This window comes from Streptomyces sp. NA02950 (genome assembly GCF_013364155.1).
In the GTDB taxonomy this organism is placed as follows: domain Bacteria; phylum Actinomycetota; class Actinomycetes; order Streptomycetales; family Streptomycetaceae; genus Streptomyces.
In genome coordinates this window covers 2,571,948-2,588,165 of the sequence record NZ_CP054916.1, presented here as the reverse complement: position 1 = coordinate 2,588,165, position 16,218 = coordinate 2,571,948, and the positions used below count along the sequence as shown (strand labels likewise).

At 71.5% G+C, this 16,218-nt stretch carries 13 protein-coding genes; 10 read left to right on the top strand and 3 right to left on the bottom strand.

Going from position 1 to position 16,218, the window contains the following annotated elements; all coding sequences use genetic code 11:
- The first annotated feature begins 16 nt into the window (after window positions 1–16).
- The 4 genes from nrdR to HUT19_RS10805 all read left to right on the top strand — a co-directional run bounded on the left by nrdR (window position 17) and on the right by HUT19_RS10805 (window position 5,601).
- Window positions 17–538, top strand: coding sequence for a transcriptional regulator NrdR (gene nrdR, locus HUT19_RS10820; protein WP_176180263.1), 522 nt, complete (start codon window positions 17–19; stop codon window positions 536–538).
- 115 nt (window positions 539–653) lie between these two features.
- Window positions 654–3,518 carry a vitamin B12-dependent ribonucleotide reductase gene (locus tag HUT19_RS10815; protein WP_176180262.1) on the top strand — a complete coding sequence of 955 codons (2,865 nt, stop codon included), beginning with the start codon at window positions 654–656 and terminating at the stop codon, window positions 3,516–3,518.
- Between the two features lie 223 nt (window positions 3,519–3,741).
- The gene (locus HUT19_RS10810; RefSeq protein ID WP_254885525.1) at window positions 3,742–4,875 is read left to right on the top strand and encodes a hypothetical protein; all 1,134 of its coding nucleotides are present in this window, start codon (window positions 3,742–3,744) and stop codon (window positions 4,873–4,875) included.
- Window positions 4,876–4,995: 120 nt separating this feature from the next.
- Entirely contained in the window at window positions 4,996–5,601 is a 606-nt protein-coding gene (locus HUT19_RS10805; protein WP_176180261.1) for a YdbC family protein, read from the top strand.
- A gap of 131 nt (window positions 5,602–5,732) precedes the next feature.
- Here the strand turns inward: HUT19_RS10805 and HUT19_RS10800 are convergent, their stop codons facing one another.
- The gene (locus HUT19_RS10800; RefSeq protein ID WP_254885524.1) at window positions 5,733–6,398 is read right to left on the bottom strand and encodes a TetR/AcrR family transcriptional regulator; all 666 of its coding nucleotides are present in this window, start codon (window positions 6,396–6,398) and stop codon (window positions 5,733–5,735) included.
- 126 nt (window positions 6,399–6,524) lie between these two features.
- Between HUT19_RS10800 and abc-f the strand changes: the two genes are divergently transcribed.
- The 5 genes from abc-f to HUT19_RS10775 all read left to right on the top strand — a co-directional run bounded on the left by abc-f (window position 6,525) and on the right by HUT19_RS10775 (window position 11,378).
- A complete protein-coding gene (abc-f, locus tag HUT19_RS10795) occupies window positions 6,525–8,171 on the top strand; it encodes a ribosomal protection-like ABC-F family protein (protein ID WP_176180259.1) in 1,647 nt (548 codons plus the stop codon).
- Window positions 8,172–8,180: 9 nt separating this feature from the next.
- Complete coding sequence (locus HUT19_RS10790) at window positions 8,181–8,840, top strand: histidine phosphatase family protein (RefSeq protein ID WP_176180258.1); 660 nt, start codon at window positions 8,181–8,183, stop codon at window positions 8,838–8,840.
- A gap of 11 nt (window positions 8,841–8,851) precedes the next feature.
- Window positions 8,852–9,745, top strand: a complete 894-nt coding sequence (locus HUT19_RS10785; RefSeq protein ID WP_176180257.1) for an ADP-ribosylglycohydrolase family protein — start codon at window positions 8,852–8,854, stop codon at window positions 9,743–9,745.
- Window positions 9,746–9,945: 200 nt separating this feature from the next.
- The gene (locus HUT19_RS10780) at window positions 9,946–10,647 is read left to right on the top strand and encodes a ribonuclease HII (RefSeq protein ID WP_176180256.1); all 702 of its coding nucleotides are present in this window, start codon (window positions 9,946–9,948) and stop codon (window positions 10,645–10,647) included.
- Window positions 10,648–10,715: 68 nt separating this feature from the next.
- Window positions 10,716–11,378, top strand: coding sequence for a hypothetical protein (locus HUT19_RS10775; RefSeq protein ID WP_176180255.1), 663 nt, complete (start codon window positions 10,716–10,718; stop codon window positions 11,376–11,378).
- 81 nt (window positions 11,379–11,459) lie between these two features.
- Here the strand turns inward: HUT19_RS10775 and HUT19_RS10770 are convergent, their stop codons facing one another.
- Window positions 11,460–12,080 (bottom strand): hypothetical protein, encoded by a 621-nt coding sequence (locus tag HUT19_RS10770; protein ID WP_176180254.1) that lies wholly within the window; start codon window positions 12,078–12,080, stop codon window positions 11,460–11,462.
- A gap of 228 nt (window positions 12,081–12,308) precedes the next feature.
- Window positions 12,309–14,498, bottom strand: a complete 2,190-nt coding sequence (locus tag HUT19_RS10765) for a RecQ family ATP-dependent DNA helicase (RefSeq protein ID WP_176180253.1) — start codon at window positions 14,496–14,498, stop codon at window positions 12,309–12,311.
- A 110-nt stretch (window positions 14,499–14,608) separates the two neighbouring features.
- On the opposite strand from HUT19_RS10765, the gene HUT19_RS10760 reads away from it, so the two are divergent.
- Window positions 14,609–16,087 carry a DUF4192 domain-containing protein gene (locus HUT19_RS10760; protein WP_176180252.1) on the top strand — a complete coding sequence of 493 codons (1,479 nt, stop codon included), beginning with the start codon at window positions 14,609–14,611 and terminating at the stop codon, window positions 16,085–16,087.
- Window positions 16,088–16,218 lie beyond the last annotated feature (131 nt).

Sequence of the window (16,218 nt, the reverse complement as noted above, 5' to 3'; positions counted from 1 at the left end):
GGGAGGGTACGGAGTCATGCACTGCCCCTTCTGCAGGCACCCCGACAGCCGCGTGGTGGACAGCCGGACCACGGACGACGGCTGCTCGATCCGCAGGCGCCGTCAGTGCCCCGACTGCTCGCGTCGCTTCACCACGGTGGAGACCGCGTCGCTGATGGTGATCAAGCGAAGTGGGGTCACCGAGCCCTTCAGTCGCGACAAGGTCATCTCGGGAGTGCGCAAGGCATGCCAGGGCCGCCCGGTCACCGAGGACGCCCTCGCCCAACTCGGCCAGCAGGTGGAGGAAGCCGTACGCGCCACCGGCAGCGCCGAGCTGTCCACTCATGACGTGGGGCTCGCCATACTCGGCCCGCTCCAGGAACTCGACCTCGTCGCCTACCTCCGCTTCGCCTCCGTCTACCGCGCCTTCGACTCGCTCGAGGACTTCGAGGCCGCGGTCACGGAGCTGCGTGACCGGCAAAGGCCTCCCGCGCACGACCGCGGGTCCGGCGCCGATGGGGCCGCGGAGGCCCCCGCGCCGGCCGTCGCCGCCGACTGACCGGCGGCCCAGACGTACCCGGGGCGCGGCGCGCACCCCGGGTGGAAGACAGACACACCGTGCCTCGGGAAGAAATAGGCACATCAGGGCGTTTTCGCCCGTACAGGGAGACGGAATGACAGAGACGGCGAGCGGCCCGGCACGAGGCTCCCGCTCCAAGGGAAGCAAGGCGAACAAGGGTCTGCGCATCGAGCGCATCCACACCACCCCCGGCGTGCATCCGTACGACGAGGTGGTCTGGGAGCGTCGTGACGTCGTCATGACCAACTGGCGCGACGGTTCGGTCAACTTCGAGCAGCGCGGCGTCGAGTTCCCCGACTTCTGGTCGGTGAACGCGGTCAACATCGTCACGAGCAAGTACTTCCGTGGCGCGGTGGGTTCCCCGGAACGCGAGGCGAGCCTGAAGCAGCTCATCGACCGCGTGGTGCGCACCTACCGCGCGGCCGGTGAGGAGCACGGCTACTTCGCCTCGCCCGCCGACGCCGAGATCTTCGACCACGAGCTGACGTACGCCCTGCTGCACCAGGTCTTCAGCTTCAACTCGCCGGTGTGGTTCAACGTCGGCACCAAGCAGCCGCAGCAGGTCAGCGCCTGCTTCATCCTCTCCGTGGACGACTCCATGGAGTCGATCCTGGACTGGTACAAGGAAGAGGGGATGATCTTCAAGGGCGGCTCCGGAGCCGGCCTGAACCTCTCCCGCATCCGCTCCTCCAAGGAACTCCTCTCCTCCGGTGGCAACGCCTCCGGCCCCGTCTCCTTCATGCGCGGCGCCGATGCCTCCGCCGGAACGATCAAGTCCGGTGGTGCCACCCGCCGTGCCGCCAAGATGGTCGTCCTCGATGTCGACCACCCGGACGTCGAAGCCTTCATCGAGACCAAGGTCAAGGAGGAGGAGAAGATCCGCGCCCTGCGCGACGCGGGCTTCGACATGGACCTGGGCGGCGACGACATCACGTCCGTCCAGTACCAGAACGCCAACAACTCCGTCCGTGTGAACGACACGTTCATGAAGGCCGTGGAGTCGGGCTCGGCGTTCGGTCTGCGCTCGCGGCTGACCGGCGAGGCCATCGAGGAGATCGACGCCAAGTCCCTCTTCCGCAAGATGGCGGAGGCGGCCTGGGCCTGCGCCGATCCGGGCATCCAGTACGACGACACCATCAACCACTGGCACACCTCGCCGGAGTCGGGCCGGATCACCGCCTCCAACCCGTGCAGCGAGTACATGCACCTGGACAACTCCTCGTGCAACCTCGCCTCGCTCAACCTGATGAAGTTCCTGCTGGACGACGACGCGGGCAACCAGCGCTTCGACGCCGAGCGCTTCGCCAAGGTCGTCGAGCTGGTCATCACCGCGATGGACATCTCCATCTGCTTCGCGGACTTCCCGACCCAGAAGATCGGTGAGACCACCCGCGCCTTCCGCCAGCTGGGCATCGGTTACGCCAACCTGGGTGCCCTCCTGATGGCCACCGGCCACGCCTACGACAGCGACGGCGGCCGGGCCCTGGCCGGAGCCATCACCTCGCTGATGACCGGCATGTCGTACAAGCGCTCCGCCGAGCTGGCGGCCGTCGTCGGCCCGTACGACGGCTACGCCCGCAACGCGGACGCCCACAAGCGCGTCATGAAGCAGCACGCGGACGCCAACTCCACCGCCAAGCGCATGGACGACCTGGACACCCCGGTCTGGGCCGCGGCCACCGAGGCATGGCAGGACGTCGTGCGTCTCGGCGAGAAGAGCGGCTTCCGCAACGCCCAGGCGTCGGTGCTGGCGCCGACCGGCACCATCGGCCTGATGATGGACTGCGACACCACGGGCGTCGAGCCGGACCTGGCCCTGGTCAAGTTCAAGAAGCTGGTCGGCGGCGGCTCGATGCAGATCGTGAACAACACGGTCCCCAAGGCGCTCAAGCGGCTCGGCTACCAGCCCGAGCAGGTCGAGGCGATCGTCGCCCACATCGCCGAGCACGGCAATGTGATCGACGCGCCGGGGTTGAAGCCCGGGCACTACGAGGTCTTCGACTGCGCCATGGGCGAGCGTTCCATCTCGCCGATGGGCCATGTGCGGATGATGGCCGCCGCTCAGCCCTTCCTGTCCGGCGCCATCTCCAAGACGGTCAACATGCCGGAGTCGGCCACCGTCGAGGAGATCGAGGAGATCTACTTCGAGGGCTGGAAGCTGGGCCTGAAGGCGCTTGCGATCTACCGCGACAACTGCAAGGTCGGCCAGCCGCTCTCCGCCAAGAAGAAGGAGGAGAAGAAGGCCGCCGAGCAGCCCGAGCCCGAGAAGGTCATCGAGTACCGCCCGGTCCGCCGGCGCCTCCCCAAGGGCCGTCCCGGCATCACCACCTCCTTCACGGTGGGCGGCGCCGAGGGTTACATGACCGCCAACTCCTACCCGGACGACGGGCTGGGCGAGGTCTTCCTGAAGATGTCCAAGCAGGGTTCGACCCTCGCGGGCATGATGGACGCCTTCTCGATCGCCGTCTCGGTCGGCCTCCAGTACGGCGTGCCGCTGGAGACCTACGTCTCGAAGTTCACCAACATGCGCTTCGAGCCGGCGGGCATGACGGACGACCCGGACGTGCGGATGGCGCAGTCGATCGTCGACTACATCTTCCGCCGTCTGGCGCTGGACTTCCTGCCGTTCGAGACCCGCTCGGCACTCGGTATCCACTCCGCCGAGGAGCGCCAGCGGCACCTGGAGACCGGCTCGTACGAGTCCTCCGAGGACGAGGTGGACGTCGAGGGCCTGGCCCAGTCGGCGCCGCGCCAGGTGGACGCTCCGGCGGCCACCACCTCGTCCGCACCCGCCGTGTCCCCGGCTCCGAAGGAGGCACACAGCTCGACCGAGCTGGTCGAGATGCAGCTGGGGCTGAACGCCGACGCGCCGCTGTGCTTCTCCTGCGGTACCAAGATGCGCCGCGCGGGCAGCTGCTACCTGTGCGAGGGCTGCGGATCGACGAGCGGTTGCAGCTGACGCGGGGGCCGTCCGGAGGTGATCTTCCCGCTCATCTCCTGGCGACCTGACCGGAAGTGAGGGCGGTGGAGCCGGTGATGCGGCTCCACCGCCCCCGGCCTGTCCGGTCCCGCTCGTTCCGTTCCCCGGTCGCCGCGGGTGTTCGCGGTAAGGGCTTGTGGCGGTGCGTGGGCCATGACAGGGTCCCCACCATGATCGAGAGAATCGAGTCCACCGACCGCCGTTGAGCGGGACGACCGGGATCGAGCCGCCCGGAGCCAGGATCTCCCTGTTCCGCCACGCGCTCCAGTTGCATCGGCGGACACCGGACCAGCCCCTTCCACGCGACGGCGAGCCGTATCCCGACGAGGCGCGCCATCACCTCCGGCCAAGGCCGAAGCGGCCGCGCGACCGGGACCTCGTCGGGGCCGATATCGCCCGCGTCCTCGACGCGCACTTCGCCGATCCGACCGCTTCGCCGAGCGGACTCGCTGACCGTTTCCACGGTCTCTGGACACCCCTCCACCCCAATGCGCACATCGCCGTTGCCGCGCGGCGGGCGGAGACCCGCCGAGTCCGGGAAGCGGGCCGGTGGCTGGTGCGGTACGGCACCGACCGATGCGCCGTCACGGTCGGACTCGGGCTCCTCGCCGCCGTGGGCACGGTGGCGGACATCCCCAGGATCCAGACCATCGGCCTGCTCTCCTGCGTCTTCGGAGCTCTTGCGGCGGACGCGCTGGAACGCCTTCCGGGCGGTGCCGAGGCGCTGATGTGGCTGTCGGAGCGGATGTCCGGCTGGGGCCTGGTCTACGGAGTGGAGGCACTGTGCCGCCTCGTGGACGACCATCCGGGCGTCCGCCCCTGGCTGCTGCGCCGAGCGGTCGAGGGCGACACCCTCAGCGGTTATGTCGCGGGCCGGGTGGCCTGCGCGGCCGGACTCCACGAAGCGGTGGGGGAGTTCGGGGACGACACCGGCCTGGTCGACCACACGACCCGGCTGCTCCATGTGATGACCGAGTGCGACGGCATGGGGATGACCCTGTGCCGCTACGTCCATGCCGTCCCGGTGCTGGAGGCGCATGTCCGGCACCTCGGGCGTCTGGGCCCCACGGCGGAGCGCTGCTTCTCCGTCGCGGTGCTCGCCCACTACCTGACCACGGAGCGGCCCGCCGGTTCCGCCGAACCCGGCACGGAATCGCGGTGGCAGGCGATCCGGGACGCCTATCTCGCCCTGCTCGACCGCGAGGACTGGTGCGCAACGGCCCGGCAAGGGGCGGCCGCCGGGGACGACCGGTTCCGCTGGCTCGCCGGTTCCGTGGCGGACGAACTCGGCCTGAGAGCCTTCCGCGCCGACAGGCGCCGCCGCCCCGGCGGCTGATGTGGGGGGCGCAGGGGTGGTGGAAGGGGCTCGCGCAGCGCTCACGGTTGTGAACCATCGCCGCGTGCGCGGGTCTTGGCCATGTGATGCGGGCCACCGGCGGGGCCGTAGGATAGCGCGGTGCTGGTCAAGTGGATTCGCTGCACCGTGGTGGACCGCCCGGGTTTCGAGCGGGGGCAGCGGAAGTGGGCGGGGTTGCCCGGCGAACCGGGATTCCGGGGGCAGGGCGGTGGCTGGAGCCGGGGGCGTCCCGATGTGGCGCATATCTTCGCGTTCTGGGAGAGCCGGGCGTTCTACGACTCCTTCATGGCGCGGTCGCACGACCGGCTGGCGGCCTCGCAGTCCGGGACCTACAAGGACATGCAGGTCCGGCTGTTCGAGCATCGCTTCGATGTGAAGGTCGGCTTCGAGCCGCGGTTCACCGACGTGGACGTGGTCCGGGTCGCGCACTGCCGGGTGCACGCGGAGCGGGTGGAGCACTTCACGCTGGTGCAGGAGAAGGTGTGGAATCCCGCGATGGCCGGGTCGCCCGGGATGCTGCGCGGGCTGTTCGGCGAGGCGCCCGGGAGCGAGTTCCTCGTGCTGTCGATGTGGGACTCCGCCGCGGAGCACGGGAAGTACCGGGCCGAGCGTGTGGAACGGCTCGGTCTGCGTGCGCAGATCGAGGCGGACGTGGCGGCCATCGCGGGTGACGTGGTGGGTGTCGAATCGGCCTGGACGGTCTGACCGGCGGGGGCGTGCGTCGGCTCCGGGCGGACGCCCGAACCGGTCCGGTGCCGGGCGCCCTGTCCGATGTCCGGCTCCGGTCCCACCCGCTCCGGTCCGACGCCCGGCCCTGGCCCCGCGCCCGGCTCCGGTCAGTCGCGGTCGGCCGACCCTGGTCGGTCGGCCGGTTCCGGTGATGTGGCCGGGAGGTAGCCCCCCGCCCGGACGGCGGCGGCGACAGCCGCCGCCGTCCGGGCGGCGAGCGGCGCGTCGAGGGGTTCGCGGGTGACCACCGCCCGGAAGAACAGCGGGGCGGACACGGCCCGCACGACCGCCGCGGCATCGGTGCCGGGTGGGGCCTCACCGCGTTCGACCGCCCGCTGTACGACGGTTTCACAGCGGGCGAACCGCTCCGCGTAGAAGCCGCGCAGCGCCTCGGCCGTGCTCTCGGACTGGAACGCGGCCGCGATGAAGGCGATCGGAGCCGCGGCGGCCGAGGCGTCGCCGAAGGTGTCGGTGACCTCGTGGGCGAGAGCGCGCAGATCGCCGTCGAGGCTTCCGGTGTCGGGGGGCGTCCAGGCGTCCTCGCCCGCGAGGTCGAGTGCGTCCGTCACCAGCCCCTCGACACTGCCCCAGCGCCGGTAGAGCGTCGTCTTGTGGACGCCGGAGCGCTCGGCGACGTACTCCACGGTCAGCCCGGGGTAGCCGTGCTCGGCGAGCCCGGTCAGCACGGCGTCGCGGACAGCGGCGCGGGTACGGGCGGTGCGCCCGCCCGGTCGGACAGTGCCCGGTGTGGTGGAGCCATCTTCTGCGGACAACTGCAACTCCTGTTGCGTTAGCTCGTTTGCCGTGTCATGCTGAGGGTAACGCAACTGAAGTTGTGTTTGGAGCCCTCCGGCTCTCCGCCGGTGTTGTTGCCCGCTCTCCTGCTCGGAGGTTCGTCTTTGCCCACTCAGATCTCGCTGCGCGGCGTCACCGTGTCCCGGGGCGACCGCACACTGCTCGACGACGTGTCTTTCTCGGTGCGACCCGGTGAGCGGGTGGGCATCGTCGGGGAGAACGGCGCGGGTAAATCCACCCTGCTCAAGGTGCTCGCCGGGATCGAACCGTCCTGCGACGGCGCGGTGGTGACCGCGGCCGACGGCGGCACGGGACATCTCGGCCAGACGCCCGAGCTGCCTCAGAACCGCCTGGTGGGGGACGCGATAGACGTCGCCCTGGCCGAGTTGCGCGCCATGGAGCGCGGACTGCGCGAGCTGGAGGCGGAGCTCGACGGCTGTGCGCCCGAGGTGCTCGCCGAGTACGGCGATCTGCTCACCGCGTTCGAGGCGCGCGGCGGTTACGAGGCGGACGCCCGGGTGGACAAAGCTCTCCACGGGCTGGGGCTGGGCGGCGTCGGGCGGGAGCGGCGGCTCGGCAGCCTCTCGGGCGGCGAGCAGGCCCGGCTCGGTCTGGCCTGTCTGATAGCGGCCGCCCCCGAGGTGATGCTGCTCGACGAGCCCACGAACCATCTCGACGGTGCCGCCCTCACCTGGCTCGAGGACGCGCTGCGGGCACACCCCGGCACGGTCCTGGCGGTCTCCCACGACCGGGTGTTCCTGGAGCGGGTGGCGACCGCGATCATCGAGGTGGACGCCGACCGGCGCACCCTGGTGCGCTACGGCGGAGGCTATGGCGGGTTCGTCGCCGAGCAGGCCGCCGCGCGCCGCCGCTGGGAGCAGGCGTACGAGCAGTGGTGCGCCGAGACGGCGGCGCTGGTGGAGGCCGCCACGACGGTCGCCCGGCGGGTCGCCCCCGGCCGGGGGATGAAGGACGGCAACAAGGTCGCCTACGACCGGGACAAGGGGCGGGTGCAGTCCTCGGTCTCCAGCCGGGTGCGCAACGCCCAGGAGCGGCTGCGCCGGCTCCAGGAGGATCCCGTGCCCCGGCCGCCGGAGCCCCTGCGGTTCACCGCGCGTCCCGCGGCGGGTAGCGAGACCGGTGTGCTGGTCGGTCTGCACGATGTGCGGGTGGGCGATCGGCTCGCGGTGGACGGACTCACGGTCGCCGCGGGCGAGAGGCTGCTCGTCCACGGTGCCAATGGAGCGGGTAAGTCCACCCTGCTACGGGTCATGGCCGGGATGGAGCGGCCGGACGCGGGCCGTGTGGTGCGGCGGGGCCGGATCGGCTATCTCGCGCAGGAGATACCTGTCGCCCGGCCCAGCGAGCGGCTGCTGCCGGCCTTCGGCCGCGGGCTGCCGGGAACCCCGGAGGAGCAGTCGGAGCTGCTGCTGTCATACGGGCTGTTCCGGGAGCGCGACCTCCATGTGCCGGTGGGGTCGCTCTCGGCGGGGCAGCGGCGCCGACTGGCGCTCGCCCGGTTGCTGGCCCGCCCCGCGGATCTGCTGCTGCTCGACGAACCGACCAACCATCTGGCCCTCGGTCTGGTGGAGCAGCTGGAGCAGGCGCTGGCCCAGTGGGCCGGTGCGCTGGTGGTGGTGTCGCACGACCGCCTGCTGCGCAGCCGGTTCACCGGCCGTCTGTGCGAGATACGCGACGGGCGGCTCATGGCGGACAAGGGGAACGAGGCACACGCCGCACGCCCGATCTAGGGTGGCCACATGGCAAGACCCCGGCGCATCGTCCTCATACGGCACGGAGAATCGGAGGGAAATGTTGATGACACGGTGTACGAACGCGAGCCCGACCATGCGCTGAGACTCACCGAGCGGGGGCGTCGCCAGGCGCAGGAGGCGGGCAAGCGGCTTCGTGGGGAATTCGGTGAGGAGCGGGTTTCGGTCTATGTGTCGCCGTACCGGCGTACCCACCAGACCCTGACTCTGCTCGGGTTGGACCCGTCCCGCACTCGGGTGCGGGAGGAGCCGCGGCTGCGCGAGCAGGACTGGGGAAACTGGCAGGACCGTGACGACGTGCGGAAGCAGAAGGCGTATCGCGACGCCTACGGGCACTTCTTCTACCGCTTTGCGCAGGGAGAGTCCGGTGCCGACGTCTACGACCGGGTGGACGCCTTCCTGGAGAGTCTGTGGCGCAGCTTCCAGGACCCGGCCCATCCGCCGAACGTCCTGCTGGTCACCCACGGGCTCACCATGCGGCTGTTCTGTATGCGCTGGCTGCACTGGACCGTCGCCGAATTCGAGTCGCTCTCGAACCCCGGCAACGGCGAGACCCGGTCCCTGCTGCTCGGCTCCGACGGGCGCTATCGCCTCGACCGGCCCTTCGAGCGCTGGTGCACCCCCGAGCCCTACGGCCTCACCGGCTAAAGTGCCCAGCGATGACCGCTGACCGTTTCCACCGGGCCCTCGGGAGCCTGCACGGGCTGTCCGTGGGCGATGCCCTCGGCTCCCAGTTCTTTGTCCCCGCCAACTATCCGTTCCTCAAGCGCCGTGAACTGCCTCCCGCCCCCTGGCAGTGGACCGACGACACCGAAATGGCGTGCTCCGTGCTGGCCGTCCTGGCCGCGCACGGGCGGATCGACCAGGACGACCTCGCCCGGTCGTTCGCCGAGCACCACGACTTCGACCGGGGTTACGGCCCTGCCGTGAACCGGATGCTCCGGTTGGTCAGGGAGGGCGGCGACTGGCGCGACCTGGCCGCCGCCCTGTTCAACGGGCAGGGGTCCTGGGGCAACGGCGCCGCCATGCGGATCGCCCCGCTCGGTGCCTGGTACGCGGGCGATGTGGAGCAGGCGATCCACCAGGCGGAGATCTCGGCCTACACCACGCACCAGCACCGTGAGGCGGTGGCGGGCGCGATGGCGGTGGCCGCCGCGTCCGCGCTGGTGGCCGACCCCGCGGGCCACGCCGGTCCGGAGGATCTGCTGGACCGCGTGACCGAGGCCGTGCCCCGCAGCGCCGTACAGGCGGGGCTGCGCCGCGCGCGCGACATGCTCGACTACGCGGACGCGGGCACCGTCGCCGCGGTGCTCGGCTGCGGCCGCCGCACCAGCGCCCATGACACCGTGCCGTTCGCCCTGTGGGCCGCGGCCCGCCATCTGGGTTCCTTCGAGGAGGCATTCTGGCGGACCGCTCAGGCGGGCGGCGATGTGGACACCACCTGCGCCATCACGGGGGGAGTGATCGCCGCCGCGGCCTCGGGAGCACCGCCCCGTGAGTGGATGGAGCGCACCGAGGCGCTTCCGGAGTGGCTTCCGGCACCGCCCGCCTGACGCTCGACGGTGCCGGCGGCCTGACGGTGCCCGGCACCCGGCTCCGCGGTCGGGGCGGGTGAAACGGCCGTCCTCGGCGTCGTGTTGGGCTGGAGGGCTGCCGGAGGCGCCGGGAAGGCGCCGTGCACAGTCGGCCGGACCCGGCGGCCCTCTATCCGGCTACCGAACCTCCGTAGGAGCGGCGTAATGTTGTCCTCGTCATGGCCTACGAACCGCCCACCCACAGTGTCGAGCGCTCGCTCCGCGCCACCACAGGAGCAAAGATCGTCGTCGGTGTCGACGAGGTCGGGCGCGGGGCATGGGCCGGGCCGGTGACGGTCTGTGCGGCGATCACCGGTCTGCGGCGTCCGCCGACCGGGCTCACCGACTCCAAGCTGCTGAGTCCCATGAAGCGCACGTCGTTGGCGCAGGAGTTGGAGACGTGGGTCACCGCGCACGCCCTGGGTCACTCCTCTCCCGAGGAGATCGACGACCTGGGGATGACGGCCGCCCTCCGGCTCGCCGCGACACGGGCGCTCGACGGGCTGCCCGTCCGTCCCGACGCGGTGATCCTGGACGGCAAGCACAACTACCTCGGCTCGCCCTGGACGGTTCGTACGGTCATCAAGGGCGATCAGTCCTGTGTGTCCGTCGCCGCCGCCTCTGTGATCGCCAAGGTACGACGGGATGCGATGATGGCCGAACTGGGAGTCGCCCACGCGGACTTCCGCTTCGGTGACAACGCCGGATATCCGTCCCCCGTGCACCGCGCCGCTCTGCGGGAGCTGGGGCCCACCCCCCACCATCGCCTGTCCTGGGCCTACCTGGACGGGCTGCCCCGGTGGCGGCACCTCAAGCGGGTGCGCACGGCACTCGAACCGGTCGGGCTGGAGGACGAAGGCCAACTCGGCTTCGACTTCTGAGCAGACCAAGCGGTGAAAACCGCCACCCGCCGATGCGAATCGCACCGACGTTTGATAGACATCAGCCCATGCCTCTCATCCCCGAGGAGCCTCAGATTCACGAGAGTGTCCCGGGTCCTCGCGCGACACCGGCCGCAGGCCGCACCGCGCCGACCCCTCGTCCTGTCCCTGGTCCCGGCCCCCGGCCTGTTCCGCGGCGGCCCGGAAGCCCCGGTCCGAGCCGCGGCACCACCGGGACCTCGTCGGCTCCGTCGCAGCGCTCCACGAGCGATTCGACGAAGCCCGTGCCGACCGCTCCGGCGGCCCCGGCTGCCAAGGCCGCTCCCGCTGCCGCCACGACGGCCGCGCCCCAGATACAGCTGATCCCCGCCTCGGTGGACGGCGCTCTGGACGCGGCGGACGAGGCGGTCGACCTGCTGCTGGACTCTGGTCGGGCACCCGGTGACATCCTGGTGCTGACCACCGGCGACCAGCATCCGTGGGCGGCCCACGAGTTGTCCTTCGGCGAGGCGTCCTACTGGGCGCAGCAGGACGCCGGTGACGACGTCTTCTACGCCGCGGCCGGCTCCGGCCGTGCCAAGGGCCGTCCGGTCGTGGTCGTCGCCGTCAACGGCGGGGCGGACGACGCCGTCGGACGGGCGCTGCCGGATGCGATGAGCCGTGCCGGTGCGCTGCTGATCGTCTGCGGTGACCCGCAGCGCATCAACTCCCTCATCACCGCGGGCGTCTGATCCCGCACGTCCTCGTACGCCCGGTGCCCGGCAGTCTCTGTCCCAGGTGACGGAGCTGTCCGGCGTCCGGCCGGACGGTGGCTACACGGCCGCGGAGTGGCTGAGCGCGTCATGCGCCCCGCTACGGGGCTGCGACAGCGGCGTGGCCTCGCCGTCGGTGGTGGCGGCGATGCCGAGCGCGGTCCGGAGCGAGGCGGAATGCGGCCGACGGCCGCTCCGCCCTTCGCCGAGGACCTGCCAGCCGTCGCGGGTCAGCGTGATGTACGCACCGCAGCGCAGTCCGTGCAGCGTGCAGGCATCCCGCAGTCCCCACATCCAGGCGCCGTCCTCCTGGGTCCACTGGCTCTCGCCGTCGCGGCAGTAGAGCAGCACGGCGGTGCGTACCGGTGTGCGGCGCCGCAGATCGTGGGGGATGACCCGGCGCAGCTGGGCCAGGAGCGCGTTGCGGAAATCCCAGCCGTCTGCGGAGAGAGCGCCGCGCCGGGAGAACGAGGCGCTGGCCGTGAGCCGTTCCTCCGGGTCCAGGACCGCCACGACTGCTGTGGACGGTGTCGGCAGATGGCGGCTGTGCAGTCCGGTGACGATCTCGCGAGGATTGCGCAGCAGCGGAATACCGGCGGCGGCCCATTCGGAGGGTTCGAGCATACGCCCCAGTCGGGAAGCGGGATCGGCGGACGGTGGCGGAGCGAAGCCGAAGGTCACGGTCCTCCCTTCGTCAGCGCGCCCAGGGTCCGGGCGAGGTCGGGCACGGGCGCAGGCCACAACACCGCCCCAGCGGGACCACGGACTGGCCGAAGGCGGGGAGCTGAGGACAATTCTTGCGGTCGGGCTCCCGTGCGGCAATGAGCAGTTGACGCCACTGACCGATTTACGTTGGTGCGCGTTCAAAATTCCCGGCCCGCTCGCGCATCGGGCGCGGGCGGGCGTCTCCTACCCCTGCACCGCGAGGACCAGTGGATACACCTCTGCCGCCCCGGCCCGCCGGAGCAGCCGGGCGGCGACGGCCATGGTCCAGCCGGTGTCCGACAGATCATCCACCAGCAGGACCGGGCCACCCGCTTCCGCGAGGGCCTCCGCCAGTGCGGGCGGCACGGTCAGCGCACCGTGCAGCGCACGCAGCCGCTGGGCGCTGTTGGTACGTGGCACCCGGGTGTCCACCTCCGGGTCCTGGTAGGCGACGGTGCCGAGCAGCGGCATCCGGCCGATGGCGGCGATCCGCTCGCCGAGTGTCCGGATCAGCTGCGGCCGGGTGCGGGAGGCGAGGGTGACCACACCCACCGGGCGGGCCGGTGCGTCCGACGCGCCCGACGCCCATCCGCCGGGGCCCCTGGCCCAGTCGGCCAGCACCGTCACCACCGCTTCGGCCACATCGTCGGGCACCGGGGTGTCCGGGCTCCGCGGGGCGAGCAGCGGCCGCAGCCGGTTTCCCCAGCCGATGTCCGAGAGCCGGCCGAGGGCCCGGCCGGGGGCGGCCTGCTCGCCCGCGGGGATACGGCCCTTGAGGTCGACGCCCACGGCGGGCAGCCCGGTCGGCCACATCCGGCGCGGCTCCACCTCGACACCGGGCCGCCCCAGCTCGCCGCGTGCCGCGTCGAGCGAGGCCGCGGACACCTCGGTGGTGAACCGGGCCCCCGCGCAGTTGTCACAGCGGCCGCAGGGGGCCGCCTTCTCGTCGTCCAACTGCCGGCGCAGGAACTCCATCCGGCAGTCCGCCGACGAGGCGTAGTCACGCATCGCCTGCTGCTCCGCCTCCCGCTGCCGGGCCACCCAGGCGTACCGCTCGGCGTCGTACGCCCAGGGCTGCCCGGTCGCGGTCCAGCCGCCGCGCACCCGGTGCACCGCCCCGTCGACATCGAGCACCTTGAGCATGATCTCCAGGCGGGACCGCCGCAGTTCGACCCGTGGCTCGAGCGCGGGCAGCGACACCGGCCGGTCCGCTGCCGCCAGCACCTCCAGCGTGCGGCGCACCTGCTCCTCGGGCGGAAAGGCGAGCGAGGCGAAATACCGCCAGATCGCCTCGTCCTCACGCCCGGGCAGCAGCAGCACCTCGGCGTGCTCCACACCGCGCCCGGCCCGGCCGACCTGCTGGTAGTAGGCGATGGGGGAGGAGGGCGAGCCGAGGTGCACCACGAAGCCCAGGTCGGGCTTGTCGAACCCCATGCCCAGCGCCGAGGTGGCGACCAGCGCCTTGACCCGGTTGGCGAGCAGATCATCCTCGGCCTGCTGCCGGTCGGCGTTCTCGGTCTTGCCGGTGTACGAGGCGACGGTGTGGCCGCGCTGCCGCAGAAACGCGGTCACCTCTTCGGCCGCGGCGACGGTGAGGGTGTAGATGATCCCCGATCCCGGCAGCTCATGGAGGTGGTCGGCGAGCCAGGCGAGCCGGTGGGCGGAGTCCGGCAGTTGCAACACACCCAGGCTCAGGCTTTCCCGGTCCAGCGGCCCGCGCAGCACCAGTGCCCGCCTGGCCTCCCCGTCGCCGTCGGCGGTCTCCCGCCCGCCCGTGCCCAACTGCTCGGCGACATCGGCCGTGACCCGGGCGTTCGCCGTGGCCGTCGTGGCCAGCACCGGGACGCCCTGGGGCAGATCGGCGAGCATGGTGCGCAGCCTGCGGTAGTCGGGACGGAAGTCATGGCCCCAGTCGGAGATGCAATGCGCCTCGTCGACGACGAGCAGGCCCGTGGCGGCGGCCAGCTTGGGCAGCACCTGATCGCGGAAGTCGGGGTTGTTGAGCCGCTCGGGGCTGACCAGCAGCACATCCACCCCGCCCGCGGCCACCTCCGCCTGGATGGTGTCCCACTCCTCGGTATTGGCCGAGTTGATGGTGCGCGCGTGGATACCGGCGCGCGCGGCGGCCTCGACCTGGTTGCGCATCAGCGCCAGCAGTGGGGAGACGATCACGGTCGGACCGCTGCCGCGCTCCCGCAGCAGCGCGGTGGCGACGAAATACACCGCCGACTTGCCCCAGCCGGTGCGCTGCACGACCAGCGCTCTGCGGCGCTCGGCCACCAGCGCCTCGATCGCGCGCCATTGATCCTCACGGAGACGTGCCGAGCCGGTGGAGTCGCCGACGAGGCGGGCCAGGACGCGGTCGGCCGAGATACGCAGGTCTTCGTCGCTCATGCCCCCATGCAACCCGATCCCCCCGACAACGCGCGAACGGGCCGGGCGGCCTGTGGATAACGTTATCCACAGGGCTGGCGGGGTCGGCTCGACTGCGAGACCGTCGGGCCATGACTCGACACGACGAAGCGGCCGGGCTCTCCGGCCAGGACCAGGTCACGCTGCGCAGCCCGGCGGAGCTCGCCGACGCCCTGCCGTATGTTCTGGGCTTTCATCCGGACGACAGCATCGTGATGATCGCGCTGCACGGCCCCCGCGGCCGGTTCGGCGGGAGACTGCGGCTCGGTATCCCCGGCACGCCCGAGGAATGGCCGGAGGTCTGCGACCAGCTCGCGGAGTGCCTGATCACCAGCAGTCAGCGGCGCGGTGAGCGCCCGGACGGGATTGTCCTGTTCCTGTGCCAGGATCCGGCCGAGGGCGAGTCCGGGTTGGACGCGATGGAGCGGTTACGGCCCCTCGCCCAGCGTCTGCGCATCGCGTGCGGGGCGATGGAGGTGCCCGTCTACGAGGCGCTGTGTCTGTCCGGCGGCAGGTTCTGGTCCTACGTCTGCCCCGACCAGCGCTGCTGTCCGCCGGAAGGGGTGCCGCTGGCCCTGCCCGGCACCTCGGTGATGGCCGCCGCTGCGACCTTCGCGGGTGTCCATGTCCGCGGTTCGCTGCGTGAGATGGAGGCCCGGCTGGCACCGCTCGTCGGCCCCCGGGCCGATGCGCAGGAACGTGCCCTGGACGTGGCCGCGGGTGGGCTGGTGCCGCGGATCCTGGAGCGCACCGACAGCGCCACGGTACGCGCTGAGACCCTCGTTCTCGTGGGGCAGATGCTCGACCGGCTCCGAGCGGCTCCAACGGCCACCGACCTCTGCGCCGCCGATCTCCGCGACGACGGCCTGCTCGGAGACGAGGAGACGGCAGCGGTGATCATCGGTCTCCAGGACCGGGTGACTCGGGACTGGGCCGCGCGATGGATGGAAGGTCCCGATACCGAGGCGGCCCTGCGGCTGTGGCGTGCGCTGGCTCGCCGCTGTGTCGGCTCGTACCAGGAACATGCGGCGGCGCCGCTCACCCTCGCGGGCTGGGTCGCATGGGCCGGGGGTGATGAGCCAGCCGCCCGGGTGGCGCTCAGTGGGGCGCTGAAGGCCGATCCCGAGTATCTCTTCGCCAAGCTGCTGCACCAGGCGTGCAACGAAGGGCTCAACCCGGAGCTGCTGCGCCGGTGCCTTCGCCAGGGCGGAGTGGACCGTGCCGTGCATGCCGCGGTCCAGGAGGAGTTGGTGCGGGCCGGTGCCGCCGAGCCGGTCGGCCCCGGCGAAGCGGTGGAGGCCGTGGAGGCAGTGGGGACGGCGGACTCCGTGGGGACGGCGGACTCCGTGGAGACGGCGGTGACGACGGAAGCGGAGCAGGACGAGAAGCGGTTCGAGCAGCAGGTGGACCGGGCGGACGAGGGGGAGCAACAGAAGCGGAGGGCGACGGACGGCAGGACCGGCTCCGGCGGCCCGGCCGCGGCGAGTGCGCCGGGAGGCAGGCGCCGCCCGGAGGGCAGGCCGCGCACCCGGCGCCGTACGGGCGGACGCGGGACGCGCAGCCGACGCTGACCGCTAGCGGCGGGCCGCGTCCGGGGGCCGCGGCATTCGCAGACAGATACGAGAATCGCGCGGGGATACGGGGGAGAGAGCGATCTCCGGAACATCCACGATCATGCTGAAGAGCCTGTTTATCGTCAGGC